Here is a 23,876-nt window from a genome sequence, read left to right as displayed (position 1 = left end):
ATGCCTCGCGCGTATAGTATGCTTGCGACGGAATCTCGACGCGAGTCCTGTCAGATGATCTCCAAACGTCCCGCCGTGCTCGCCCACGAGCGTTTCGTTGCCGACCGCCAGAATTTTGCCGGCCTTGATCTTGCGGCGCGCTTCGAGCGGATCCAGCGGACCAATTTGTGGGGAGCTGCGACCTCGGTCTCGGGCCTCGGGTCCGAAGATCGCGCCACCGCCGCGATCCGCGAGGCGCTGCCGGGCCTGTTGCGGCGGTGTGGCGCGCGTTCGCTGCTCGATGCGCCCTGCGGCGACGCCGGCTGGATCGGCAGCATGCAACTCGACGTCGACTATACCGGCATCGATATCGTTCCATCGCTGATCGCGGCCAACAGCGCGCGCGCCGCGCGCGGTGAAATCCGCGGCCGCTTTCTCGTCGCGGACGTCACGCGCGATGCGCTGCCGGCATGCGACCTGATCCTGTGCCGCGACTGTCTCGTGCATCTGAGCTTCCAGAAAATCGCGCGCGCCATTTCCCGCTTTCGCGCGAGCGGAGCGCAATGTCTGCTGGTCACGACGTTTCCGGAGTGGGACAATAACAGCGATTGCGAGGACGGCGACTGGCGCGCGCTCAACATGACGAGACCGCCGTTCGACTGGCCCCCACCGCGCGAGTTGATCGACGAGCGCTGCGACGAGGGCGGCGGCGGCTGGCGCGACAAGAGCCTCGGGCTCTGGCGGCTCGATGATTTGCCTGAGAGCGCAGCTGAGCCCGAGTGACACGCGCGGCCATCATCGCCGCGACTTGGCGCTGGTGCCGGCTGAGGGGATTGAACCCCCGACCTTCGGTTTACAAAACCGCTGCTCTACCGCTGAGCTAAGCCGGCAACGCCTTGAGAAAGCGGGCAAGGGCCGGCATGCGCCGGGCTGCCCGCCCGCGCGTCGCAATACCAGACTTGATTGGAAAGTGCCAGAACCCGCAAGGCCCGTCGCGCGCATGAAACAGGCGGCCTTTTCGGCCGCCTGTTTGCGTGCTTTCCCGTTAGATTGGCTTACTGGCAGATGTGCCGGCGGCCGTCTTCACCCTTGAACCAGGTGCCGGGCGTGCAGACGAAGCCGTTGCGCTGGGCATAGGTGCGGGTGTCCCAGCCACGATTGTCCCAGCCATTGTCATAGGCGTAGCTGTTGTCCAGGGCGCGGAACGGGGCGGTCGCGATCGCGCCCGCGGTGCCGATCGCGGCGCCTGCGACATCGCCCGCGGCGTCGGCCGGCCAGAAGCCGGTATGGGTCCTGTTCCAGTCGTTATTCCAGTCGCGATTGCTCTGGCGGTAGCTCACCCGGTGGTGACGATATCCGTCGCGTCCGAGATTCTGGCAGGCGGGGTCGGCGGATTGCATCGCGCAGCGTTCGGAATTGGTGACGACCGATTGGGCCATCGCGGAGCCGGTCACCATGGTCGCCGCAATCGCCGTCGCGCCGAGGAGTTTTGTGATCGTCATTGGTTGTCTCCCTTCGAATTGACGGTGGCTCAATGTCGTGCGGCGGGGGTCGTTCCGGGGCATCAGGCGGATTTTCCGCAAGCGTCGGTCAAACGGACGTGAGCGAATGGAACACAGGCTGCGGCCGTTAACACTTCGCTAGCGCGCGTTGGAACATTTGCGCGGCGCGCGATCCTTACGCGTTAGGCTTACCGGAATTTGGTCAGCGCTCCTTAACCCTCTCTACGCTGCGATCCGGTAGGTTGTAGCCAGGATAACCGGGATCGTTCCATGCGCGCATTCGCGCTCGCAGCCATTCTGATCGGACTGCCCGCAACGGCCTTTGCCGGCGGCGGGTTCGATATCGTCGTGCCCAGCCGTCCCGGTGTGCCCATCATCATCAACAATATCGATGCGTCCTACGCTGTCATCGAAGGTGCCTGGGGCCTCGGCAAGAACATCCAGGTGCAGCCCACGATCTATGGCGGCGTGTACGTCCCGGATCGGCAGCCATCCGATGTCGGGCATTATTATCCGAGCTCCGGCCTGCAGCCCGGCTATGGACGCCTCGAGATCGAGCCGCCCACGAACCGCAAATTGCCCAAGCCTGCGGAGAGCTATCATCAGACCTGGGGCGCGTCGTCCGCGCCGCTGCCGCCGCAAATGGATGTGCCGGTCAACCCGCCGCCGGTGATCCTCGCGCCCGAATTCAACGACCGTCCGCGGCCTCCGCGACCACGGCCGCATGCAGGAATGCCCGGCAAGCCGCCGGGTTAAGAAACGTCAGAATCCAACAAGACGGACATCAACAGGAGAGAGTAATGCGTCAGATGATTTCAGGACTGGTCGCGGCCGCTGCCGTGATGATCGTGGGCAGCGCGCCGGCCATGGCCTGCGGCTTCAACCCGTGCCAGCCGGTCGCGCCGGTGTTCTCCGGCTGCAACACCGGTTGCGGTGGTTATGGCTACGGCGCCGGCTATGGTTATGAGCGCCTCGCCGAGCCGACCACGCAGTACTACTACGTCAACCAGGGCCCGACCTATACCGGCCCGGGCGCCTTCGCGCCGCAGCCGACCTACCAGGAAGACGCGGTCGTCGCCCCCGCCAATTACGGCTACGGCTATCGCGCTGCCGCCGTCGAAGCGCCGGCCGCTTATCCCTATCGCCGCCCGTATTACCGCCCGTATCGCTACGGCTACGGTCCGCGCTACGGCTACCTGCCGCGCCCGCATTACGGCTACGGTCCGCGCTATGGCTATGCCCATCGCTACGCGCCGTACTACGGCGGCCATCGCGTGCTGCGCCGCTATTACTGATCTCTGATCGGTTCAGCCAATCAAGCGCCCGGCCTACGCCGGGCGTTTTTTTGTCAGCGCTTCATCAAACCCAGTCTGACAGCCCCGACATAGAGCGAGAGCACCGCGGCGTTCGAGACGTTGAGGCTCTTGATCTCGCCGGGCATGTCGAGCCGCGCCACGACGCTGCAGGTCTCGCGCGTCAATTGACGCAGGCCCTTGCCCTCGGCGCCAAGCACCAGTGCGAGCGGCTCGCGCAAGGTCACCTCGGAGAGATCTGCGCTGCCTTCGCTATCGAGGCCGACGGTCTGGAAGCCGCTGTCGTTGAGTTCGTTCAGCGCGCGGGCGAGGTTTTGCACCGTGACCATCGGCACCAGCTCCAGCGCGCCGGAGGCGGCCTTGGCGAGCACGCCTGTCGCTTCGGGGCTGTGACGCGCGGTGGTGACGATCGCCTTCACCGCAAAGGCCGCGGCCGAGCGCAGGATGGCGCCGACATTGTGCGGGTCGGTGATCTGGTCGAGCACCAGCACCATGCCTTCCTGCGCCAGGTCCTCGATGTCGGGCGAGGGCAGGGGATCGGCCTCGGCGAGCAGGCCCTGGTGCACGGCGTCGGGCGAGAGCAGGCGGTCGATCTCCTGGGGACGGACGATCTCGGGCGCGATCCGGGTCGGGATCTTTTCGTCCGCCAGGCGCCGCGCGGCGTTCTCGGTCAGCGTCAGTTTGCGGATCTGCCGCTGCGGGTTGGCGAGCGCCATGGTGACGGTGTGCCAGCCATAGAGGATGACGGGCCCGTCGGCATGCGAATCGCGTTCGCGCCAGGCCGGCCGGCCGGCCGATTTCCCGGGTTTCTTGAAAGGCTTAGACCCGCCGCGGGGGCCCTTGGGGAGGAATTTTCGATCCTTCATGGGCTCGCTTGTGTCACGGGTCCCGGAATATGGCAATTTGGGTGCGTTCGGGGGCGATTTTAGCTGTTCGCCTCGGTTGACTTTACCCCACCGCTTCGCCCATAACCGCGCCCGGTCGCGCCCCCATCCGGGCTGTCGCGGCCTTCACGTTCCATGGCCGTCTTCGGTCCGCCGGCACAGGTCCGGCCCGATTGTGCTGCCGTCGAGCGGGGGAGTGTCCCGAGTGGCAAAGGGAGCTGACTGTAAATCAGCCGCCTCATGGCTTCGCAGGTTCGAGTCCTGCCTCCCCCACCACGCTTCGCCCTTCGGGCTACGCGTGGCGCAGCCACCTGATGCCTGAAGGGCGAAGTGCGGTGTCCGGCGAAGCCCGTAGGGCGAAGACGGACTGAGGCAAACGCGACGTTCTCACCCCATCATCTCCCTGACCATCGGCACCACCTTGCCCCCGTAAAGCTCGATGCTCTTCATCAGCTTGTCGTGCGGCAGCGGGCCCGCCGAGTATTTGAGCTGAAACCGCGCAATGCGAAGCGTCTTCGCCGTCTTCGCGATCTTGCGCGCCACCGTTTCCGGCGAGCCGACATAGAGCGAGCCGTGCTCGGCCTCGCTGACGAACTCGTCGCGGCCCATCGGCGGCCAGCCGCGCTCGCGGCCGATGCGATCGCGCATCGCCTTGTAATCGGGCCACAGCTCTTCGCGCGCCTGCTCATCGGTTTCGGCGACATAGCCGGGCGAATGCACGCCGACCGGCTGCGCGGGCTGGCCGAACTCCTTGAAGGCACGGTGATAGAGGTCGACGTAAGGGGCGAAGCGCTCCGGATCGCCGCCAATGATGGCGAGCATCAGCGGCAGGTCGTAATGCGCGGCGCGCACCACCGATTTCGGACTGCCGCCGACGCCGATCCAGGTCTTGAGCTGACCGTTCTCGACCGGCGGATAGACCAACTGGTCCCTCAGCGGCGGGCGCAGCTTGCCCTGCCACGTCACCGGCTTCTGCGAGAGCAGTGCAGCGAACAGATCGAGCTTCTCCTCGAACAGCTCTTCGTATTTGCGCAGGTCGAAGCCGAACAGCGGAAAGGATTCCGTGAACGAGCCGCGGCCGAGGATCACTTCGGCCCGTCCGTTCGAAAGGGCATCAAGCGTGGCAAAGCGCTGGAACACGCGGATCGGATCGTCCGAGCTCAGCACCGTCACGGCCGAGCCGAGACGGATGCGCCTGGTGCGCGAGGCGACCGCGGCGAGAACGGTCTCGGGCGAGGAGATCGCGAAATCCGCGCGGTGATGCTCACCGAGCCCGATGAAGTCGAGCCCGAGCTCGTCGGCCAGCACCCCCTCGTCGACGACGTTGCGGATCACCTGCGCATGCGCAAGCATGTTGCCGGCGGCATCCCTGGTGACGTCGCCAAAGGTATCCAGTCCGAATTGAAGCGGTGCGGTCATCGATCAGGTCTCTGTGGGGAGGATCGACCGGATCTAATGGATGGCAGCTGCATCACAAGGCGGCATTCCGGAAATGCTCGGTTTCCGTTTGTTCGTCCTACCGCCACATCCCCCGCATCCGCGCGCCGATGTCGATCTTCGGTCCCTGCGATGCGGTGCGCGCCGCGCCTGCGGCGGCTTTCGGCCAGGCGGTGCGCTCGAACAGATGGATCAGCTGCTCGGGGATGAAGCGGGTGCGCGAGGCGTAGACGTGGCGGTCGCCCTTGGCGGCCTGGCCGTGGACGAAGAAGCGCTGGGGAACGACGAGATGCAGATCGTCCTTGGCGCGCGTCATCGCGACATAGAGCAGGCGGCGCTCCTCTTCGAGCTCGGCGCTGGTTCCGGCACCGAGATCGGAGGGCATGCAGCCGTCGACGACGTTGAGCACGAACACCGACTTCCACTCCTGGCCTTTGGCCGAGTGGATGGTGGAGAGGATCAGATAATCCTCGTCGCGCAAGGGCGGTCCTGATTTGTCGCTGGTCGCATCCGGCGGATCGAGCGTGAGCTCGGTCAGGAATTTTTCGCGGCTGGGATAGCCGCTGGCGATCTGCTCGAGCTGCATCAGGTCGGCGCGGCGCGTCTCGGAATCCTCGTGGATGCGATCGAGATGCGGCTCGTACCACAAACGCACGCGCTCGAGATCGACGGGCCATTCCGAATGGCGCAAATTCTCGACCGTGCGGACGAAGTCGGTCCAGTCGGCGCCGGTGCGCGGCGGCACCGCAAGCCGAGCGAGCGCGTGCAGCGGATCCATGCTCTCCGCCATCTGGTCCAGCACGCGCTGCGCGGTGGCAGGGCCGATGCCCGGCAGCAGATGCAGGATGCGAAAGCCGGCGACGCGGTCGCGCGGGTTCTCGGCAAACCGCAGCAGTGCCAGCACGTCCTTCACATGCGCGGCGTCGAGGAACTTCAGCCCGCCGAATTTGACGAAGGGAATGTTGCGGCGGGTGAGCTCGATTTCCAGCGGACCCGAATGCGAGGACGTGCGGAACAGCACCGCCTGATGCTTGAGCAGCGCGCCTTGCTCGCGGTTGGCCAGCACCTGCTCGACGATGTAGCGGGCCTGGTCGGCCTCGTCATGCACGGTGACGAGCTGCGGTTTTTGTATCGAGGTGCGGTCGGTCCAGAGATTCTTGGTGAAACGCTCGCGCGCGAGCCCAATGACGCCGTTGGCCGCGGCGAGCACCGGCTGCGTCGAGCGATAATTGCGGTCGAGCGTGATCATCTCCGCGCGCGGCGCAAAACGCTCCGGAAAGTCCAGGATGTTGCGCACGGTGGCGGCGCGGAACGAATAGATCGACTGCGCATCGTCGCCGACCACGGTGAGCCCGCGTCCGTCCGGCTTGAGCGCCAGCAGGATCGAGGATTGCAGGCGGTTGGTGTCCTGATATTCGTCGACCAGCACGTGATCGAAGCGGCCGCCGATCTCGTCGGCGATCATCGCATCGCTCATCATCTGCGACCAGTAGAGCAGCAAATCGTCGTAATCGAGCACGTGCTGGGCCTGCTTGGCCTCGACATAAGCGGCGAACAGCGCCTTCAGCTCTGCGGCCCAGCCCGCGCACCAGGGATAATGCGCCCCCAGCACCTTCTCGATCTCCATCTCGGCATTGACGCAGCGCGAGTAGATCGACAGGCACGTGCCCTTGGCCGGGAAGCGGCTCTCGGTTTTCGACAGCCCGCGTTCGTGCCGGACAAGATTCATCAGGTCGGCGGAATCCTCGCGGTCGTGGATGGTGAAGGCGGGATCGACGCCGATCCGCTCGGCATATTCGCGCAAGAGCCGCGCGCCGATGCCGTGGAAGGTGCCGGCCCAGCTCAAGGCGTCGCGCATGATCGCGGCATTGTTCTCGCCCAGCACTTTTCGGGCGATGCGTTCGACGCGGCCCGCCATCTCGGCGGCGGCGCGGCGGGAAAACGTCATCAGCAGGATGCGGCGCGGGTCGGCCCCTGCGACGATCAGATGCGCAACGCGGTGGGCCAGCGTATTGGTCTTGCCGGAACCGGCACCGGCAATGACGAGCAGGGGGGCGCCCACGGTCGCGCCGTCGGCCACGCCATGCTCCACGGCGCGGCGCTGCTCCGCATTGAGCGTGTCCAGATATGACGTCACGAATCGCCCCGATGAAGCCGGCAGATTCGACGATCCCCCGCCGAATCGCAATGAGGCTGGACGCAAGTCGCCTGAGCATTTAGGGGAGAGGGACAACCCAGGTTCCAGCCCCACCAGCGAACCGCCATGACCGAGCCCAAGCCCGAAAAGTTCGAGATGCGACGGCTGGAATCACTGAGCAATACCATCTTCGGTGTTGCCATGACCCTCCTGGCCTATGATCTGCCCAAGGCGGCGGTGTTCACCAGCGTCCCTGATTGGCACGATCTCGCCCGGACCTATTCCGGCAAGCTCGCGGGTCTGGCGCTCAGCTTCATCATCGCCGGCCTGTTTTGGTTCAGCCATCACCGGCGGCTCGCAGCTCAACCCATCGGCAGCCGCGGCGTCGTGATCCTCAATCTCTTCTTCCTGCTCTCGATCGTGCTGCTGCCGGTGACGAACGGTCTCTACACCAACTACGCCATGAGCAGTGCGGTCGCCGTCCTGTACGGTCTGCACCTCACCGCGATTGCCGGCCTCAATGCCTGGCTGTGGTGGACCATATTGGGCAAATGGCCTCTGGCCTCGCTGTTTCCGCTGCTCGTGTTCATCCCCGGAACGATCGTTGCGGCATTCGCGCCGCAGGTCGCGCCCTTCTTGTGGTTCATTGCCTTCGGCGGGCTCCTGATCCGGCGCGTCTACGAGACTTAGCTCGGGCCGGATGGATCGGCGGGCTGCTATCTGCCTGTCGTCGTCGCGCCGAACCCATCGGCCGGCACGTAAAGCTTGATCGGACGGATCTCGTAAGCCGCGGTCGGATTGACCGCGCGCAGCTTCCGCGCCGCCTCGATCGCCTCTTCCTCCGTGTCGTAGTTGACGAGATGGAAGCCGAGCAGCTGCTCCTTGGTCTCGGCAAACGGGCCATCCAGCACCATGCCGGCGCCTGGGCCGCGCAACGTGCGGGCCTTTTTGGTGTCATCCAGACGAGCGGCCGGCCCGAGATGTCCGCTGGCTCTCAACGGCCCCTGAACCTCGATGACCTTGGCGAGGACCGCGGCATCCTGCTGCGGCGTCCATGACAGCAACTCGTCTTCCACATGATAGGCCAGGATGGCGTAAAGCATCTTCAACTCGCTTGTTTTTCAGGGCGCGCAGCCCAGAGGACGTATGAACGCCGCCGGAACCGACAACGGCCGGGCGCAATATATTGCGTCACGGCGATGCTGACGAAACCATTCTGAAACCCGATTGCCGCCGGGCGGCGTGAACGCCGGCCAAAGCCGACGCGACTGATGGCCACCAACAGCAATCAAGGACCATCGGAGGCGGCAATGTCGGGTCGGACCATCAAGATCATCTGCGACGCGCGGCGCATAGGCACGTCCGAACCTGCCGACCTGCACGATCAGGCAGGCCATCACCGCTATTACGGCAGCTCCGCCGAGAGCGGCGGCGAACGCATCGTCGAGACACGCCGCGGCAAGCGCCGGTCCGTGCTCGCCATCTTCAACGTCTGATCTCGCCAAGGGGCGCGCAACAGCGCGCGTCGTGCAAATCACGATCGCCAGCGCCGCCATTCCTCGCTGCCGCGGCGATCGAGAGCGAAAGGGGCGCGCGATGAGGCTGTTCCTGCCGCGATAGTTACCAAAGAAAAAGGCGCGGCGGGCAAGGCCCGTCGCGCCCGATTTCTTGCTCGCTGGTCCAGGGCTGAGAGCGCCCCGATGCCAAGTCCTGTTGAGCGCTTAGCGGGCGATCCCAGCGAGGTGACAGCGCTTGGTAAAAGACACTGGATCACCTCCTTTCGTTGATTGCGGGAGACATCAATATAGGCGGAAAGGCCGCCGCTGTTAAGGGGCCGGCGGGCGAGGGCGGAACCTGGCCTGTGCGCAAGCCACGGAAAGCCGGCGAAAGCGCTCCCGGGAGCAGTTGAGACCGCCGCCCGGCCGTGTTAGGGAGCGGCTGACGCGGGTGTAGCTCAATGGTAGAGCAGCAGCCTTCCAAGCTGAATACGAGGGTTCGATTCCCTTCACCCGCTCCAACGCGCCCCTAAAAATCATTGGCAAGTCAGCAGGTTGCATAGCGGATTCGCACAGACAAGCTCCGCAGTCGGTTTTTTCACAGGCTTTTCGGGCGCAGGTCGGGCGCACTTTGGAGCATCCTTTTTTCAGGCTGGTGATCTACGCGCGCAACGATCTTTTTTGATCACGCGGTGTCACGCGAAGCCGATGATCAAAAGGGCGGAGCCGGAGTTGGCGAAGCTACAGGCTAGCTAGAGTGGTAGCAGGCGGCCAAGAAGACCGTATCACTCCTCCACCGGGTGGCTCTCAATGAATTGTTCAAGGACGTCGCGGTAAGCGGACCAACTACTGGTGCTTTTCGCCAATCTATCTAGCGAGTCGAAATCAACATCTCGTTTGGCGCATTCCTCCAGCAAGTGCATGACCAACCGCTCGTCGACGTATGACAGCCGAGCGCGAAGGATTCCTCGAACGTAGAAAGCGCGCCGTAGCCAAGGCTTCTCCTCCGAATCCCTCAAAACTCGGCACACACCGCCCAGCTTTGAAAAAGCATGGTCGATCGACTCCATCGTGAGCAAGTGTTCGTCGCCACTTCGGCGACCGTAGGTTTCGATAGCCTCAGGAATTGCGCGGAGAACAAGATCAAGCCCGTATTCCTTGACCAGCTTCCTGACCTTATCCTTTCCAGTCTTGGTGAGTGAAGCTCGTCCCTCCACGGCGGCGCTCCAATGCTCGGCTACCTTTTCCGTGGTGTCTTCCTTGATCTTCTCCAGGGCGGTTCGCCATTCAATGAGCATTTCAATCTGCTCACGGCGCGCCTGCAATTCCGCAAGCTGATCCATTTGCTTATTGAGAACTGCTTGATCCGAGAGACTTCTGGCACCTTTTCCGCTGTTGCAGTCAAAGCAGGAGGTGATGAGGTTGAGAATGTCGTTCGTTCCTCCTTCGGCGACGGGATCTATGTGGTCACATTGCAAGATGACTTCAGGGGCTTTTTGGCCGCAATACTGGCAAGTAAAGGAGTCCCGTTTGAAGACCTCAAACCGAAGTTTTTTTGAAACGGTAATTCGTGGCATGTCATTTCCCGCTGGGCCGGCGAGATTGCACAGCCTAGGGTCTCGGCCGACCGTAAGCATACCCGGCGCGCTCTCGTGTTGCGTGTGTCTGTTGTCTGTTTCCACGGAAAATTTACGGGCGCTATTCGGGCGCAAGATACCGCTTCTCGTCGCTAAGGTTGTTCTTCAGCCCGTACCTAGCAATGCACTCCTTTGATCCGAACGCTTGTAGTGCCTCTTTCGGCCGCGTGCGGATGAAGTTCTCAAGTGCTTTGAGGCCCAGTCGGGTCACGTATTTTCGTTTGAGCTTCTTCTCGTAAAGGCAGTGCCTGTTGTCCTTGTCGATGCCGAGGTGCTGCAAAAGCTTCGTGACCTGAGCGGGGTGTATCTTTGCTGGATCACCGTCGTAGACTTCGTTCACAACTGGAGACAAAATCGCCGCAGCCTCCATTGGAATGTTCTTGTCTTCATCTTCAAATGGGGCGTGCACTATCTCCTTGGTCGCGACGTTGCCCATCATTACGTAGGCTGGTGCGCCTTTCTCCTGAACGATAGTTGCCTTGTCGATGATCGATAAGCCTTTTGCCGCCTCCGCCGACATATAGACGCTGGATTGTGGGGTGGACATATCCACCACGCCAGCGTTCTCCAGGCCTACCTTTTGCACCACCTGAAGCGTTTCCATCATTTTCTTGAGATAAAGAGATTCGCGCTCAGACAGCATTGCGCTCAGGTCAGAGTAGTTGATGGGTCGCGTCTGGCCCGAGTATCGATAGTAGATCGCACCCTCTCTGAGGACTTCCACGTCCTTGGGCCCCTTATTGCTGGTGACCGACTTAGTCCGAGTTTTCTTGCACAGCACGGGCTTGTGGGTGGATGGGCCGACGCCAATTACGCGCAATGCCGCAGCACCTACCTGGTAGTCGCGAACTGCAAATGGGATTTCTGGATCAAAGTCCTCGCGCAAGCGGTCGGCCCAAGCCGCTTCGTCGGGAAGGGGAAGACAACCCTCAACGCGGCGGGGGCTGTCACTGACCCCGAAGACGATGACGCCGCCCAAGGCATTGGCAAATGACGCCAAGACCTTCGTGTACTCAGAGAAGTCTGGTTTTGCGAAGTCGCGCTTGAACTCCAAGCGCTTTCCCTCACGGGTAGAGACCGCGCCCGTAGTCAGGTCGTGTACCAACAGAGCGCCTACGTCGTCAGGCAGTTCCAACATTCCTACCGCTCTAACTAGCTTCGTTCTGGTGCGTTACGATGCTTGTAGGCGAGCGGTCGGACAACGTGGAAGTGAGTGTTCTACACCGTATTTTCGGGCGCTCACCGGGCGCAAAATTCCCAGATCAGGCGTGTTTTTGAGTGAAGTTGGGTGATGCGCGCTTTGTGCCTAAAGCTTTGAAATGTTAACGGAAATGACGCTGAGTGAAGTTGGGTGAGCGAGCCGAAATTAGACTTCCAAGCTGAATACGAGGGTTCGATTCCCTTCACCCGCTCCAAAGCTCATTCAATGGCTTAGCCATGAGCGTTGAACTTCCTTTCTGATAACAATCCGATGATTTCGACACATCGCGGCTGGACGCTGACTCAAGTGATCGCCTCCAAGATGGCCCGTCGCGTTGTAGCAGCAATGACGACCGCCCCCGTCGCGCCGCTGACGATCGCGACACGCCGCTGCGGCAGGATGCCCTACGCCGGCGAGTCCATCGCCGCGCTGTCAAAGAAGGAGCACGTTGCGCCGGAGTGACGACTTGACCGGCTCCTCCGCCAGTGAACGAGCCTCACACCGGCTTCGCCGCGCGAATGTGCAGCACGAAGAGTGTATTTTGGAGCTCGTCCATCACTTCCATCCGCCAGTCTCGTCCCGGCGCTAGCTTTCCGTCAATGGATTGGAGAATCTGGCCAGCCGTAACCGTGGCCTCGTTCCACGCTGCATGCTTGTCCGGAAGCTCCTCACCGAATTGGTCGATTTCGGTGTCTTCGTGCTTGATGTGAAAATAGTATCTCGGCATGCGGGGCAATGCGCCAAGGCAGGATAAAGTTCCTAGCGGGGCAACTATTCCGGTGGTCTCAAACCGGGCGAGGACAGCCACTCACTCATGTGCTGGATCAAGGTCAAGAACCGGACCCATGCGGCGATGACGCGATGCGTCTGACCTCGCCTTCCTCGTCGACGCGTCAACCCCGGGCCGATGCGGCGGCGATATTGCGCAGGCCGGCGAGCCGCATGATCGATTCGGCGGCAAGTTTCTGCGCAAGCTCCATGCTGGTCTGATCGCGCGCGCTGTCCGCGTCGTCCAGATAGATGTTCGACAGTTGCTCGGCGCGGCGCAGCGCGCGCTGCTTGATCTGTTCGATCTCTCCGGAGGCGGGCTCGACGTCAAACCCCTCCGGCGGAACCAGAAAATGCTGTGGCAGCCGGGAACGATCCATGGCAAGCACGCGCTCGCGCTCGGCGGGGGTCAATCCCAGCGACCACGCGATGATGTCCCTGAGGAGAAGACTTTCCAGCAGCGCAGCCGACGGCGGCTCGCCGGTTTCGTCAGCCATCGCAATCTCGTCAGCCGCAATTTTCTGCTCGTTCCTCCACGCCCGCCGCCGCTCACGGCGCAACTGATTTCCGCCGAACAGCGCTTCGCGCGCGAAGCCTTCCGCAGCCTTTCTGACCGCGGGATCCTCGGCGAGAGCGATGACGTAAGTCCGGAACACGAAGGCGCGCTGGCGGTGGCGCGTGGCCAGCGTCCACACGGTGTAGGGCGTCGATAATCCGGAGTTCCCAAGCTCGGAATCTCTTCCGCGGGAACGAGATCGATCGGTGTCCAGGGCAGATCCGCGGCGTCCGGGCGCTTGCCGCAGGCAGCGAGACAGGCCGCCGACAAACTGTCGGCACGATCGCGTTCTCGTGCGACGAGGACCTCAAAGACACGACGCACCGAACCAAAGCTTTCGTCGGTTCGTTTCGCCAGGGTGCCATAGCGCTGGCCCGCCTTTTGCTTAGGGAGCGGCTGACGCGGGTGTAGCTCAATGGTAGAGCAGCAGCCTCCAAGTGAATACGAGGGTTCGATTCCCTTCACCCGCTCCAGCGTTTTCAGGCATGTCTCGCCATTTTGGCCGGATGCCGCGAACGGCCTCGTCCGGCGGCACGCCGCGCATCGCGCGGGCCATCGTTGAAGGGGCAACCTCGAATTTTTCCGCCAGATTATTTAGGGGAAAGGTCTCCGCGGCGCGGTTCCTAGCAGCAACTGATTCGAGCTAATGTCTTGACGATGAGTTTTCGCAAGGACAGCTCCGATGGCTCAAAAACCCTTCTTTCTGATCTTGAGGGACGACAGCGCTAATACCTTTTCAGTCGAAGGCCCAATGATCGATGATCGTCCGTGGGTTACCCAGATTGTAACCGCTCAACGCGCAGGCCGGAAGGTTCGTTGCGTTGTGGCGACCGGGGCTACGCGGGAAGCGTGCATTAAAGATTGGTTGGCATCCAATCCTCGTATGAAGCTCGTCGAGCCGGGCATGTTGCCTTGAGATTTCGTCTCGGTTCGTCGCCCTCTAAAAAAGCCAGCGCTGACGCCGGCGCCATCGGATAATTGCAACGTCAGCGCGATTCAAAGGAAAGATCGCGGCCCCGCGATCGTCCTCGGCGGACAGCCCACCGTTCATGGCTATGGCGGATGACGCGATCGAGCGCTGCCTGCGAACCCAGTGTCTTCTCGGGCACGCAGGCGATGACTGCATTCCGGTCCTCGATGCCTTGCTCGTCGACGATCCATGTCCGCAGTTCCGCGCCGGCAAGCCGCGCGGCGATCCGGTCGGGTGTCGGATCAATGTCGTTGGAGACGGTCACGTTCATCACGATCCGGCCACCCGGCGCCAAGCGCGCGCGGATTGCGTCGCAGGTCTCGGCATCGAACTCATCGGTAAACCGAAATCCGGGGCCGCCGACGTCGATCGCAATGCCGTCGTAGTAAGTGAGATCATCGAACACGAATTCCCTGAAGTCGGCGACGATGCAGGGCAATTCGTCCGGCAGGTCGAAGTACCGGTGTGCCAGCACGAAGCTGATCGGGTTGTGGTCAACGATGGTCAACTTCTTGCCAAGACGCCACAGCCGTGTCGCAAGATTTCCGCCGCCGCAGCCCAGCACCAGGATGTGTTCGGACCGCGACAGGAGTTCGTCCATCAGCTTGACGTATGTAAAGACGCTTTCGCCGTCGGGCGTTGCCTGACTTTGTCTCACACCTTCTTCGAAATAGACCCGTGTTCCGTCCCAGGAGCACTCGACGATCTCGATCCGCCCATTCCTCCCCTGATAACGTCCCAGCAATTTCACGTCGGACAACCACATTAGGAGTCGAGCATCATAACACATGCTTCAAACATCTCTTATCATGTGACGTGTGGTGCGCAAACGGTTTCAGGGACGGTGCGATGAATCGGGGGGCCGGGCACCGCGGTTCGTCTGAGCGTTCCGGGCTTTGCGGTTGATATATTTTCCATCTAAACTGATGCTTGAACCTCAAATTCGTGCTGTGTAGATCTATTCGAAGCAAATCGCACTGGAGACTGCCATTCCATGATTACGGCCAACCAGCTCAGGGCGGCCCGCGCGCTCCTGAACATCGATCAGCGGCAAACCGCCGATCTTGCAGATCTTTCAGTCCCGACCATCCAGCGGATGGAGGCGAGCGACGGCGTTATCCGCGGCAACGTCGATTCTCTGATGAAGCTGGTTTCCGCGCTGGAGAATGCCGGCATCGAATTGATCAATCCGGGTGTTACGAGCTCAGCGGGTGGCCGCGGCGTTCGCCTCAGGGACCATGTTGCGAAGCCAAAGGCGAAGAACATGAAGCAGTCCAAGCCCTCGCCACAGCGGACACTGGAGCGGACTCGATAGGTGGCGTGGTTCTCCAAGAACGGATTTTCAGGTCGAAGACGATAACGACGATTGCGGCTTGAACCCATTCCGCGGGTCAAACCGGCCTGGAATGGCCTCACGTGGAAGCGGCGCTTTGCGTGGTTCGATCGAGCAGGGCAAGCAGACCCTGCAAAATCGCAAGCGGCGGTGGCGGACAGCCCGGAATATGAAGATCGACGGGAACGATCTGCGAGACCCCTCCGACCACCGCGTAGCTGCCGGCGAAACACCCGCCATCCCGTGCGCAGTCGCCGAGGGCAATGACCCATTTCGGGTCGGGGGTCGCATGATAGGTCCGCTCCAGGGCATCGCGCATGTTCCTGGTCACGGGCCCCGTGACCAGGAGAACGTCCGCGTGGCGTGGCGAAGCGACGAAGCGAATACCGAAACGTTCGACGTCGTAATAGGCATTGTTCAGCGCATGGATCTCCAGCTCGCAACCATTGCATGACCCGGCATCTATTTCGCGGATCGAGAGGCTTCGGCCGAGGCGTCGCCGTGTGGCGCGCTGAATCGCGCCGGCGAGCTCCTCGACAGCCGTCTGGTCGAGGGCAGGAGCCTGCTCCGTGAGCGGCCTCTGGAAGAAACTTTGAAACAGAAGTTTGCGCATCGTCTCCCCCTACAGATCCTGTCCGGAATAGGAACAGTTGAACGATTTGTTGCAGAGGGGAAAGTCGGCGACGATGTTGCCTTCGATGGCGGCTTCGAGCAGCGGCCACTGAAACCAGGATGGATCGCGAAGATGGCAGCGCTCGACCCGGTCGCCGTCGAGCCGGAGCCAGACCATGATGTCGCCCCTGAAACCTTCCACCAAAGCCATGCCCTCGCGCGGTCCCGCTTCGGCACCGACTGGTATGCGTAACGGGCCGTCGGGAAGGCGGTCCAGAATCTGGTTGGCCAGCGAAAGACTCTGCTCGACTTCCCGAATCCGAATCCAGACGCGGGCGTTCACGTCACCCTCCTCGAGCACCGGTACCTCGAAGCTCAGATCGTCATAGGGGGGATAGCCCGGAGCCCGACGGGCGTCGAACGCGCGCCCGGACGCGCGCCCGACATATCCTCCCGCACCGTACTGCCTTGCCAGCGCGGCAGCGACGATGCCGGTACCGACGGTCCGATCCTGAAGCGAGGCGGTGTTGTCGTAAAGTTCGGTCAATTCGGGAAATCGCGCCCGGACATTGGCGAGCGCCGCACGGATGGCTGATTGCCCGACGGCGTCGAGGTCGCGAGCCGATCCACCGGGGATGATGACGTCTCGCATCAGGCGGTGGCCGAAGGCGCTGTTCGCAGCGCGCAGAAGGTTCTCGCGCAGCACGTTGCAGTGGGCCTGCATCAAGCCGAAGGACGCGTCATTGCAGATCGCGCCGATGTCGCCGAGATGGTTGGCGAGCCGTTCGAGTTCCGCAAGCAGCGCCCGCAGCCAGACCGCGCGATCCGGCACGACGAGTTGCAGCGCTGCCTCGACGGCCCTCGAAAAGGCGTAGGCGTAGGCGACGGTGCTGTCGCCCGATACCCGTCCGGCCAATTGAGCGGCGCGCTCGATCGGTGCGCCCCGCATCAGCCCTTCTATCCCCTTGTGGGTATATCCGAGCCGCTGTTCCAGCCGAACCACGGTTTCCCCGCTGGCGGAAAAGCGGAAATGTCCGGGCTCGATGATGCCTGCATGCACGGGCCCGACTGCAATCTGGTGCACGCCATCGCCTTCCACGGGCAGGAAACGGTAGGGCGCCGCGATCGACAACGCGTCGATGCGATCGCCGAGCGGGAACCGTAGGCCCCATTGGTTGTGATCGAGCCAGCGCCGGGGGTCGGGCAAACCTTCTGCCGATAATCCAAACAAGTCGTTGACCGTGCGCTCCAGACGAAGCGCCGGCGGGTGGTGCTTGCTGACCGAGGGATAGACGCGATCGGGGCAATCGATGCTGACGACGGCGATTTCCGTGGTGTCGCGGTCGATGATCGCCATGTGGGCCGTCGAAGGCTCGCCCCAGAGGCCGAGCAGGCCCCAGCGCCCCTGTGCCAGCTCGTTGGCGGCAAACGCCCAAACGGAAGCATCGACCACGCTGCGCGGCCAGGGCAGGTGCTGCGGGTTCGCGCGGCCTTCCAGCACCAGATCGATCAGCGACGGCATATCCCGTTCATCCCTCGATTATCCAAGAAGGCGTGCCACGTGCTGGAACCAGACGACGAGCGGTGCGGGAAGATAGATTCCCGCACACAGAACCAATGCGATATGCGCAAGCATCGGCACGTAGGAGGCTTCCGCAGACGCCTTGCTGCCGCGAGGCTCGCCGAATGCGACGCTCGTCAGGCGCAACGTCAAGGCGCCAAAGGCCAGGAGAAGCCCGAACACCAGCGCGATCGCGAGCAGTGGCTGGCGTGCGAAGGTCGAGCTCACGATGAGGAATTCGCTCATGAAGATGCCGAGCGGCGGCAACCCGGCGATTGCGACGACGCCGGCCACGAACCCCCAGCCAAGCGCCGGATGGGTCACCGTCAGGCCCCGGATCCGGTTGATCCTCTGCGTACCCTTGATCTGGGAGATGTGGCCCACGGCGTAGAAGATCGCCGACTTGGTCAGGCTGTGCATGACCATGTGCAGCAGCCCGGCAAAATTGGCAAGCGGACCGCCCATTCCGAACGCAAAGACAATGATGCCCATGTGCTCGATCGAGGAGTAGGCGAACAGCCGTTTGATGTCCCGCCGGCGGTACAGCATGAATGCTGCAAAGATCAGCGAGACGAGGCCCATCGTCACCATCAACGGGCCCGGAGCGATCGCGTGCGGATTGGCGGCAAGCAGGATCTTGAAGCGCAGCAGCGCATAAAGCGCGACGTTCAGCAACAGGCCCGACAGCACGGCCGATATCGGAGTTGGGCCCTCGGCGTGGGCGTCCGGCAGCCAGGCGTGCAGCGGCGCGAGGCCGACCTTGGTTCCGTAACCGAGAAACAGGAAAATGAAAGCGACGTTGAGGAGGGCCGGATCGAAGGCCGCCGCATGCTGGATCAACAGGGTCCATATCATGCCATCCTGACCCTCGCCGACGATCGGGCCCGCCGCCATGTAGACGAGAATCGTGCCGAACAGGGCGAACGCAATTCCGACGCTGCCGAGGATGAAATACTTCCACGCCGCTTCCAGGGCCGCGTGCGTGCGATAGATCCCGACCATCAGCACCGTGGTGAGCGTCGCGATTTCGACCGCGACCCACATCAGGCCGATATTGTTCGACACGAAAGCCAGATTCATGCCGAACATCATGATCTGGTACATGGCATGGTAGAAGCGCAGGTACACCGGCGTGAGCCGCCCGGTTTCGAGTTCGTGGGCGATGTAGCTGGCGCTGAAGATGCTGGTCGTGAAGCCTACGAAAGTATTGAGCACGATGAAGACGATATTGAGATCGTCGACCAGCACGTACGCCCCCGGCTGGGGACGTTCGACAACGAACAGCGAGAGCGCCGCAACAAAGGTCAACAGGCTGGCGACGACGTTCAACCGCGCCGTCAGCCGGTAGCCGGGCAGCACGGCAAGCAACGCAGCCGAAACGATCGGGATCAGCAGGACCGCCGACACGGGATCCAGGGAGGTCATGGTCATCTTCGCTCGCCCCGGTAATCGTCGAGGGCGGAGACATCGACCGAATCGAAGCGCTCGCGGATCCGGAACAGGAAGATGCCGATGACGATGAAGGCGATCAGGATCGAGAAAGCGACGCTGATTTCGACGACCAGCGGCATCCCTTTGGCGCCGGTCGCTGCCAGCACCAGTCCGTTCTCGAGCGACATGAATCCGACGACCTGACTGACGGCATTGCGCCGCGTCACCATGACGAGGAGTCCGAGAAGCACGACCGACAATGCGAAGGCAAGATCCTCACGGGCCAATGGATCGGCGTCGGCGGTGACCCGCAGCATCAGGACCATGGAGAGGGCGACCAATGCCATCCCGGCCAGCATGGTCGGGCCGATGCTCAGCGCCGACTCGATGTCGCGATGAATGCCGAGCTGCTTGACGATACGATGCAATGCCACCGGAATGACGATGGCCTTGAAGACAAGGGCGATGGCCGCCGTGATGTAGAGATGAGGCGCGTCCTGGATGTAGGCCTGCCAGGCGACGGAAAGTGCGAGGACCACGGCGTGGAGTGCGAAGACGTTGAGCAGCGAATAAAGCCTGTCCTGGTACAGCATCATGAAGCTGATCAGGACGAGGCCGCCGGCAAGCGTGTGCGAGATGTCGAAGGCGAGGCTGTGCATCTGCATCAGAAACTCCTCGACACGAACAGGAGGAGCGTACCGAGCAAGCCCAGCATGAGCGCGGCCCCCAGAAATTGCGGAATGCGGAAGACCCTCATCTTGGCGGTGGCGGTCTCGAACAGCGCAAGGAAAAAGCCGGCAGCCGCCAGCTTGACGACGTAGGCACCGGCGCCGACGGCGTAGGCCAACGGGCCGGCGCCGAACAGGGCGATCTTCCAGGGCAAGAACACGCAAGCGATCAGCGAGATGTAGAGCAGGAGCTTGAGAAACGCGCCGAATTCGATCATGGCGAGATGGCGGCCCGAATATTCGAGCACCATTGCCTCATGCACCATGGTGAGCTCCAGGTGAGTGGTGGGATTGTCGATCGGGATGCGCGCGTTTTCGGCCAGCGCCACCATTATGAGTGCGATGACCGCCATTCCCAGCGAGACCCGCAGTCCGACGTAGGACGAGGCCATGAAATTGGCGACGGTCGAAAGTTGGGTCGAGCCGGCAACCAGCGCAATGCAGAAGAAAACCAGCAGCATCGCGGGCTCGGCGAGGGCTGCGATCATCACTTCGCGGCTGGAGCCGATGCCGCCGAAGCTGGTGCCGATGTCCATTCCGGCAAGCGCCAGAAAGAAGCGCGCGCTTCCGAGCAGCGCAACGATGGCGATCAGGTCGGCCGTCCAGTTGAACAACAGGCCCGTCGCAAAGGTCGGCACCAGGGCCGCGGCAACCCAGATCGCCGCAAAGGTCACATAGGGCGTCACCCGGAACAGCCACGAGGCGTTCTCGGCCAGCACCACCTCCTTGCGAAGCAGGCGCAGCAGATCGCGATAGGGCTGGAAGACCGAGGCACCCTGGCGGCGTACCAGCCTCGCCTTGATCTTGCGGACGAAGCCGGTCAGAAGCGGCGCAAGCAGCAGCACCAGCAGCATCTGCCCACCCTGCACCACGATGTCCGAGATCACGACCATATCGCAAGCACCAGAAGCAGGGTGACGAGGGTGGCAAAGACGAGACTGAGATATCGTCGGATGGTCAGGAACTGCAGGCGGTTGAGCCGGTCGGAAGAAAAGCCGACCGCGCCCGCGATCGGTCGATAGAGTCCCTCCCAGACCAGATCGTGCAGTTCGATCCTGAGCCGCGCCGGCCTGACGTCTCCGGGCGCGGGCATATCGACATGGTCGCTGGCGCGGAACACGGATGTGCCGAAAACGCGGCGGATCGGCTGCGCGAAACTTGCAGCCGAATACTGGGCCGCCGGCGTGGGATCGGAAAAACCGCAACCCCACGCGGGTCCCCGCCGTACCGCATGCGAGGCGAAGCGATGGATCACGAATACGGAGATGGAAGCCGATATCGTGATGAAGAGCATCACCAGCAAGCCGTTGTATGAACTGCGGCTCTCCGCGATCGGTGCGATCGAAAGCCAGGCTTCATTGGCCTGGACCGGCATGCGGCCACCCAGGATATCGATCGTGATCGGCGCAAGCGCATCGATCACCAGCCCCGGCAGGATTCCGGCAAGCAGGCAAAGCGCGGCAAGGATAGACATGGCCGACAACGAGTACCGATCGACCTCGTGGGCGGTTTCTGCAGCCGGACTGCGCGGCCGGCCGAGAAACGTCACGCCGAACGCCTTGACGAAGCATGCTGCGGCTAACGCCGCCGCCAGGGCCAATAGCGCGCCGACCGCGGGCACCATGATTTTCAGTGCCCATTGCGGCAACTCCGGGCTTTGCAGCACGGCCTGGAACATCAACCATTCCGAAACGAAGCCGTTGAAGGGCGGCAGTGCCGAGATCGCGACGCAGCCAACCAGAACGACGAAGCTGGTGAAGGGCATGCGATGGATGAGACCACCGAGCTTGTCCATGTCGCGCTCGCCGGTCGCGGTCAGGACGGCGCCGGCTCCAAAAAACAGCAGGCTCTTGAAGAAGGAGTGATTGAGCACGTGGAACAGCGCGGCGGTGAAGGCGAGCGCCGCCGCCAGCTTCTGCCCATTGGCCTGGAAGGCCAGGGCAAGGCCGAGGCTGGCAAAGATGACGCCGATATTCTCGATCGTGCTGTAGGCCAGCAGGCGCTTCAGATCCTTTTCCATTAAGGCGTAGAGAATGCCCATGACGGCGGTGATGCCGCCGAGGAAAAGCACGACGACACTCTCGGGCCAGATTGGCTGCCCCAGCAGATCGAAGATGACGCGAATGAAGCCGTAGATCGCCACCTTGGTCATGACGCCGCTCATCAGGGCCGAAACGTGACTTGGCGCTGCGGGATGGGCGAGCGGCAGCCAGACGTGCAGCGGCACAAGGCCGGCCTTCGAGCCGGCGCCAAACAACATCAGGATCAACACGAGCGTGGCGACATAAGGGGTGTGCGGGGCCGCCCGAATGGCCGCAAATCCGTAGTCTCCCGTCGGTCCGGCCAACAGACCGAAGGCCAATAGCAATGCCAGCGTACCGAAGCTCGCCATGACCAGATAGACGTAGCCTGCCTTCGCATTGCCCGGCTCGCGGTGATGCGCCATGACCAGCGCCCATGACGCCAGCGACATGAATTCCCAACAGAGCAGATAGGAAAACGCATCGTCCGCCAGCACCACAAGATTCATGCCGGCCAGAAAGGCGGGAAAGAAAGGCAGCACGCGTTGCGGCGCCGGATCATGGTGGCCGTAGCCCAGACCATAAAGGCTTGCCGACGCCCCACCGAGATTGACCACAAGAAGAAAAAACGACGCCAGCGCATCCAGGCGGAAGTGGGCGCCGAGCCACGGTAGCCCGATCGGCAAGATCAGGCCGGAGGCATTCGCTGCATCGCCGACCAGGAAGCGGACCGATCCGAACAATGCCACACAGGAAACCGCTGCGGTGGCGCAGTAGATGGTTGTCGTGGCGGTCTTCCTGCCACTGAGAATGATCGCGAGCACGGCGATCCCCAACAATCCCGCGACGCATGACATTTGCAGAACGACGGGAGACATCAGGCAGAGCCCCTCGTTCCGTTCGATGAGTCCTGTTCTGTCTGATTGTGCGGGTGGGTCTCTTCCGAGTCCAAATTCATCCTCAGTCGCACGCCGCGTCCTCGAGAGTTGCTGACGGCGCCTTCGTCGATCATCTCGATTCCTGCTGCGTCGAATGCGGCGATCAACTTGACGAGCGAACCGACATTGCCTCGAACCATCGTTTCGCTCGCCTCCATTCGCTGGATTGTTGGCACCGAGAGTCCGGAGAGTTCGGCAAGCCGGCGCTGATCGATGCCCAGAAGCAGTCTGGCAGCCCGCAATTGAGCGGCCGTGATCATCGATATCTGCTTCACCCTCGGGATCCCGGCCAGGATTGAATCATTTTTGTATCCTAACTAGTGAGGTAATCTTGTCAATAAATGATATCTAAGACATCTATTCTAAGGGCTGCGTTCCGGTGTTGGAATACGGGTTTGCGGAAGGACTGACACGGGATCGCCGTGCAGCCTGAACGGGGACATCGGCCGCAAACGGTCGTGTCTCAGTGCTTCTTTGAGCCGATCGGGGGCGGGAGGCGGCTGCCGTTTCTTTCAGGCTGTGCCGATGACGTCGGCCTTGGCTCAGATCGGCGACCAACACGCTCATTTTCTCGAAGACCGCCCGACGAGAATCAATGACGCGTCAAATGCCTAGCATCAGTGAATGTCAGTATTGGCGGCCGCGAGTCCAAAATTGTGAGAATGTCAGAACGGGGCTGAAAGCATCCCGCCTTCCAAGCTGAATACGAGGAGCCGATTCCCTTCACGCGCTCCAGTCTTTTCATGGACTTGGGTCGTGTACTCCAAAGCCGTTGGCTATGTCCGCTTCGCTCCGATAGCGACCGGCACGACAATTACCCGGCATCACGCAGGACAGTGATGCCTTTGGTTTGAAGTCGTTTGAGCGCACGGGCTCGCGTGGCGTCGCTGACGCACGCTATGGCGTCGGCCAGAACCTCCACCGAATAGCCCTTTGCGAGTGCGTCCTTCGCGGTGGCAGTGACGCATGCTTTCGCCTGAAGTCCCGCCAACACCAGTTTTGTAACGGACTTCTCCTTAAGCCATTTGTCCAAGTCGGGATTGACGAACGCGCTTCCCGACCATTTCGGGAAATACACCGCGCCGTCGATGGGCAGCTTCTCCGTCCACTTTGCCCCGTCGGAACCCGCGATGCTCGCATGCCTGCGGAGCAGGTTCATGAAGAGATCGTTCGGCCGAAACTCGTTGCCAATGGCTAAAACGAATTCGCCTGCTCGCCTGGCATCGGCAATTGCTTTTGCGGCCGCTCTCAATACCGAAGCAACTTGGTTCCTGGCAACGGGCATTCTGCCGGAAGATTCGATGAAATCTCGCTGAAAGTCGATCAACAGAAGTGCGCGGCCCGGCGTTGGGGCCGTCGTTGCAGATTGCAT

General features: G+C 62.2%; 25 protein-coding genes and 4 tRNA genes. 10 read left to right on the top strand and 19 right to left on the bottom strand.

What is annotated here, in order from left to right:
• Positions 1-54 precede the first annotated feature (54 nt).
• Positions 55-762 carry a class I SAM-dependent methyltransferase gene (locus tag JQ621_RS26540; RefSeq protein WP_212238592.1) on the top strand — a complete coding sequence of 236 codons (708 nt, stop codon included), beginning with the start codon at positions 55-57 and terminating at the stop codon, positions 760-762.
• 32 nt (positions 763-794) lie between these two features.
• On the opposite strand, the gene JQ621_RS26535 is transcribed toward JQ621_RS26540, so the two are convergent.
• Together JQ621_RS26535 and JQ621_RS26530 are read right to left on the bottom strand one after the other, a co-directional pair.
• Positions 795-869 (bottom strand) — tRNA-Thr (locus tag JQ621_RS26535).
• Positions 870-1,034: 165 nt separating this feature from the next.
• On the bottom strand, positions 1,035-1,481 hold the full coding sequence (locus JQ621_RS26530) for a hypothetical protein (RefSeq protein ID WP_212238587.1): 447 nt from the start codon (positions 1,479-1,481) through the stop codon (positions 1,035-1,037).
• Between the two features lie 270 nt (positions 1,482-1,751).
• Here JQ621_RS26530 and JQ621_RS26525 point away from each other — a divergent pair, with 270 nt between their 5' ends.
• Positions 1,752-2,237: a hypothetical protein gene (locus JQ621_RS26525; protein ID WP_212238584.1), complete on the top strand. Its 486-nt coding sequence runs from the start codon at positions 1,752-1,754 to the stop codon at positions 2,235-2,237.
• 44 nt (positions 2,238-2,281) lie between these two features.
• Complete coding sequence (locus JQ621_RS26520) at positions 2,282-2,776, top strand: hypothetical protein (protein WP_212238581.1); 495 nt, start codon at positions 2,282-2,284, stop codon at positions 2,774-2,776.
• A 53-nt stretch (positions 2,777-2,829) separates the two neighbouring features.
• On the opposite strand, the gene rlmB is transcribed toward JQ621_RS26520, so the two are convergent.
• The gene (rlmB, locus tag JQ621_RS26515) at positions 2,830-3,660 is read right to left on the bottom strand and encodes a 23S rRNA (guanosine(2251)-2'-O)-methyltransferase RlmB (protein ID WP_212238578.1); all 831 of its coding nucleotides are present in this window, start codon (positions 3,658-3,660) and stop codon (positions 2,830-2,832) included.
• A gap of 208 nt (positions 3,661-3,868) precedes the next feature.
• Here rlmB and JQ621_RS26510 point away from each other — a divergent pair.
• Positions 3,869-3,954, top strand: a tRNA-Tyr gene (locus JQ621_RS26510).
• A 111-nt stretch (positions 3,955-4,065) separates the two neighbouring features.
• Here the strand turns inward: JQ621_RS26510 and JQ621_RS26505 are convergent.
• Both JQ621_RS26505 and JQ621_RS26500 read right to left on the bottom strand, forming a co-directional pair.
• Complete coding sequence (locus JQ621_RS26505) at positions 4,066-5,097, bottom strand: LLM class flavin-dependent oxidoreductase (RefSeq protein ID WP_212238575.1); 1,032 nt, start codon at positions 5,095-5,097, stop codon at positions 4,066-4,068.
• 97 nt (positions 5,098-5,194) lie between these two features.
• On the bottom strand, positions 5,195-7,252 hold the full coding sequence (locus JQ621_RS26500; RefSeq protein WP_212238573.1) for an ATP-dependent helicase: 2,058 nt from the start codon (positions 7,250-7,252) through the stop codon (positions 5,195-5,197).
• 126 nt (positions 7,253-7,378) lie between these two features.
• Between JQ621_RS26500 and JQ621_RS26495 the strand changes: the two genes are divergently transcribed.
• Complete coding sequence (locus JQ621_RS26495) at positions 7,379-7,942, top strand: TMEM175 family protein (protein ID WP_212238570.1); 564 nt, start codon at positions 7,379-7,381, stop codon at positions 7,940-7,942.
• A 26-nt stretch (positions 7,943-7,968) separates the two neighbouring features.
• On the opposite strand, the gene JQ621_RS26490 is transcribed toward JQ621_RS26495, so the two are convergent.
• Entirely contained in the window at positions 7,969-8,355 is a 387-nt protein-coding gene (locus JQ621_RS26490; RefSeq protein ID WP_212238567.1) for a YciI family protein, read from the bottom strand.
• A gap of 207 nt (positions 8,356-8,562) precedes the next feature.
• Between JQ621_RS26490 and JQ621_RS26485 the strand changes: the two genes are divergently transcribed.
• Both JQ621_RS26485 and JQ621_RS26480 read left to right on the top strand, forming a co-directional pair.
• The gene (locus JQ621_RS26485; protein WP_212238564.1) at positions 8,563-8,748 is read left to right on the top strand and encodes a hypothetical protein; all 186 of its coding nucleotides are present in this window, start codon (positions 8,563-8,565) and stop codon (positions 8,746-8,748) included.
• A 447-nt stretch (positions 8,749-9,195) separates the two neighbouring features.
• A tRNA-Gly gene (locus JQ621_RS26480) sits at positions 9,196-9,269 on the top strand.
• Between the two features lie 264 nt (positions 9,270-9,533).
• Here JQ621_RS26480 and JQ621_RS26475 read toward each other — a convergent pair.
• Complete coding sequence (locus JQ621_RS26475) at positions 9,534-10,325, bottom strand: HNH endonuclease (RefSeq protein ID WP_212238561.1); 792 nt, start codon at positions 10,323-10,325, stop codon at positions 9,534-9,536.
• 121 nt (positions 10,326-10,446) lie between these two features.
• Positions 10,447-11,439 carry an AlbA family DNA-binding domain-containing protein gene (locus JQ621_RS26470; protein ID WP_212238558.1) on the bottom strand — a complete coding sequence of 331 codons (993 nt, stop codon included), beginning with the start codon at positions 11,437-11,439 and terminating at the stop codon, positions 10,447-10,449.
• Between the two features lie 417 nt (positions 11,440-11,856).
• Between JQ621_RS26470 and JQ621_RS26465 the strand changes: the two genes are divergently transcribed.
• Entirely contained in the window at positions 11,857-12,048 is a 192-nt protein-coding gene (locus tag JQ621_RS26465; RefSeq protein ID WP_212238555.1) for a hypothetical protein, read from the top strand.
• Between the two features lie 34 nt (positions 12,049-12,082).
• On the opposite strand, the gene JQ621_RS26460 is transcribed toward JQ621_RS26465, so the two are convergent.
• On the bottom strand, positions 12,083-12,313 hold the full coding sequence (locus tag JQ621_RS26460) for a DUF6894 family protein (RefSeq protein WP_212238553.1): 231 nt from the start codon (positions 12,311-12,313) through the stop codon (positions 12,083-12,085).
• Between the two features lie 166 nt (positions 12,314-12,479).
• Positions 12,480-13,049 carry a hypothetical protein gene (locus JQ621_RS26455; protein ID WP_212238551.1) on the bottom strand — a complete coding sequence of 190 codons (570 nt, stop codon included), beginning with the start codon at positions 13,047-13,049 and terminating at the stop codon, positions 12,480-12,482.
• A 262-nt stretch (positions 13,050-13,311) separates the two neighbouring features.
• Here JQ621_RS26455 and JQ621_RS26450 point away from each other — a divergent pair.
• Positions 13,312-13,383 (top strand) — tRNA-OTHER (locus JQ621_RS26450).
• Between the two features lie 513 nt (positions 13,384-13,896).
• Here JQ621_RS26450 and JQ621_RS26445 read toward each other — a convergent pair.
• A complete protein-coding gene (locus JQ621_RS26445) occupies positions 13,897-14,646 on the bottom strand; it encodes a spermidine synthase (RefSeq protein ID WP_249125590.1) in 750 nt (249 codons plus the stop codon).
• 228 nt (positions 14,647-14,874) lie between these two features.
• Here JQ621_RS26445 and JQ621_RS26440 point away from each other — a divergent pair, with 228 nt between their 5' ends.
• Positions 14,875-15,195, top strand: a complete 321-nt coding sequence (locus JQ621_RS26440) for a helix-turn-helix domain-containing protein (protein WP_212238545.1) — start codon at positions 14,875-14,877, stop codon at positions 15,193-15,195.
• A gap of 97 nt (positions 15,196-15,292) precedes the next feature.
• Here the strand turns inward: JQ621_RS26440 and JQ621_RS26435 are convergent, their stop codons facing one another.
• From JQ621_RS26435 to JQ621_RS26400, 8 genes are all read right to left on the bottom strand, one after another.
• Entirely contained in the window at positions 15,293-15,826 is a 534-nt protein-coding gene (locus JQ621_RS26435; RefSeq protein ID WP_212238535.1) for an NADH-quinone oxidoreductase subunit B family protein, read from the bottom strand.
• A 9-nt stretch (positions 15,827-15,835) separates the two neighbouring features.
• Entirely contained in the window at positions 15,836-17,347 is a 1,512-nt protein-coding gene (locus tag JQ621_RS26430; RefSeq protein WP_212238531.1) for a hydrogenase large subunit, read from the bottom strand.
• Between the two features lie 18 nt (positions 17,348-17,365).
• Complete coding sequence (locus tag JQ621_RS26425; protein WP_212238529.1) at positions 17,366-18,817, bottom strand: hydrogenase 4 subunit F; 1,452 nt, start codon at positions 18,815-18,817, stop codon at positions 17,366-17,368.
• The gene (locus JQ621_RS26420) at positions 18,814-19,476 is read right to left on the bottom strand and encodes a hydrogenase-4 component E (RefSeq protein WP_212238862.1); all 663 of its coding nucleotides are present in this window, start codon (positions 19,474-19,476) and stop codon (positions 18,814-18,816) included. The genes JQ621_RS26425 and JQ621_RS26420 overlap by 4 nt, the downstream gene beginning before the upstream one ends.
• 5 nt (positions 19,477-19,481) lie before the next feature.
• Complete coding sequence (locus tag JQ621_RS26415; protein WP_212238527.1) at positions 19,482-20,438, bottom strand: respiratory chain complex I subunit 1 family protein; 957 nt, start codon at positions 20,436-20,438, stop codon at positions 19,482-19,484.
• The gene (hyfB, locus tag JQ621_RS26410; RefSeq protein ID WP_212238525.1) at positions 20,429-22,444 is read right to left on the bottom strand and encodes a hydrogenase 4 subunit B; all 2,016 of its coding nucleotides are present in this window, start codon (positions 22,442-22,444) and stop codon (positions 20,429-20,431) included. Before hyfB ends, JQ621_RS26415 begins: the two co-directional genes overlap by 10 nt.
• The gene (locus tag JQ621_RS26405) at positions 22,444-22,764 is read right to left on the bottom strand and encodes a helix-turn-helix domain-containing protein (protein WP_212238860.1); all 321 of its coding nucleotides are present in this window, start codon (positions 22,762-22,764) and stop codon (positions 22,444-22,446) included. The genes hyfB and JQ621_RS26405 overlap by 1 nt, the downstream gene beginning before the upstream one ends.
• 554 nt (positions 22,765-23,318) lie before the next feature.
• A complete protein-coding gene (locus tag JQ621_RS26400; RefSeq protein ID WP_212238523.1) occupies positions 23,319-23,876 on the bottom strand; it encodes a cysteine hydrolase family protein in 558 nt (185 codons plus the stop codon).

The sequence above is a fragment of the Bradyrhizobium manausense genome (assembly GCF_018129685.1).
Classification (GTDB): domain Bacteria; phylum Pseudomonadota; class Alphaproteobacteria; order Rhizobiales; family Xanthobacteraceae; genus Bradyrhizobium; species Bradyrhizobium manausense_D.
Note: the sequence above shows the minus strand (reverse complement) of the source record. Positions and strands in the feature narration are given on the sequence as shown.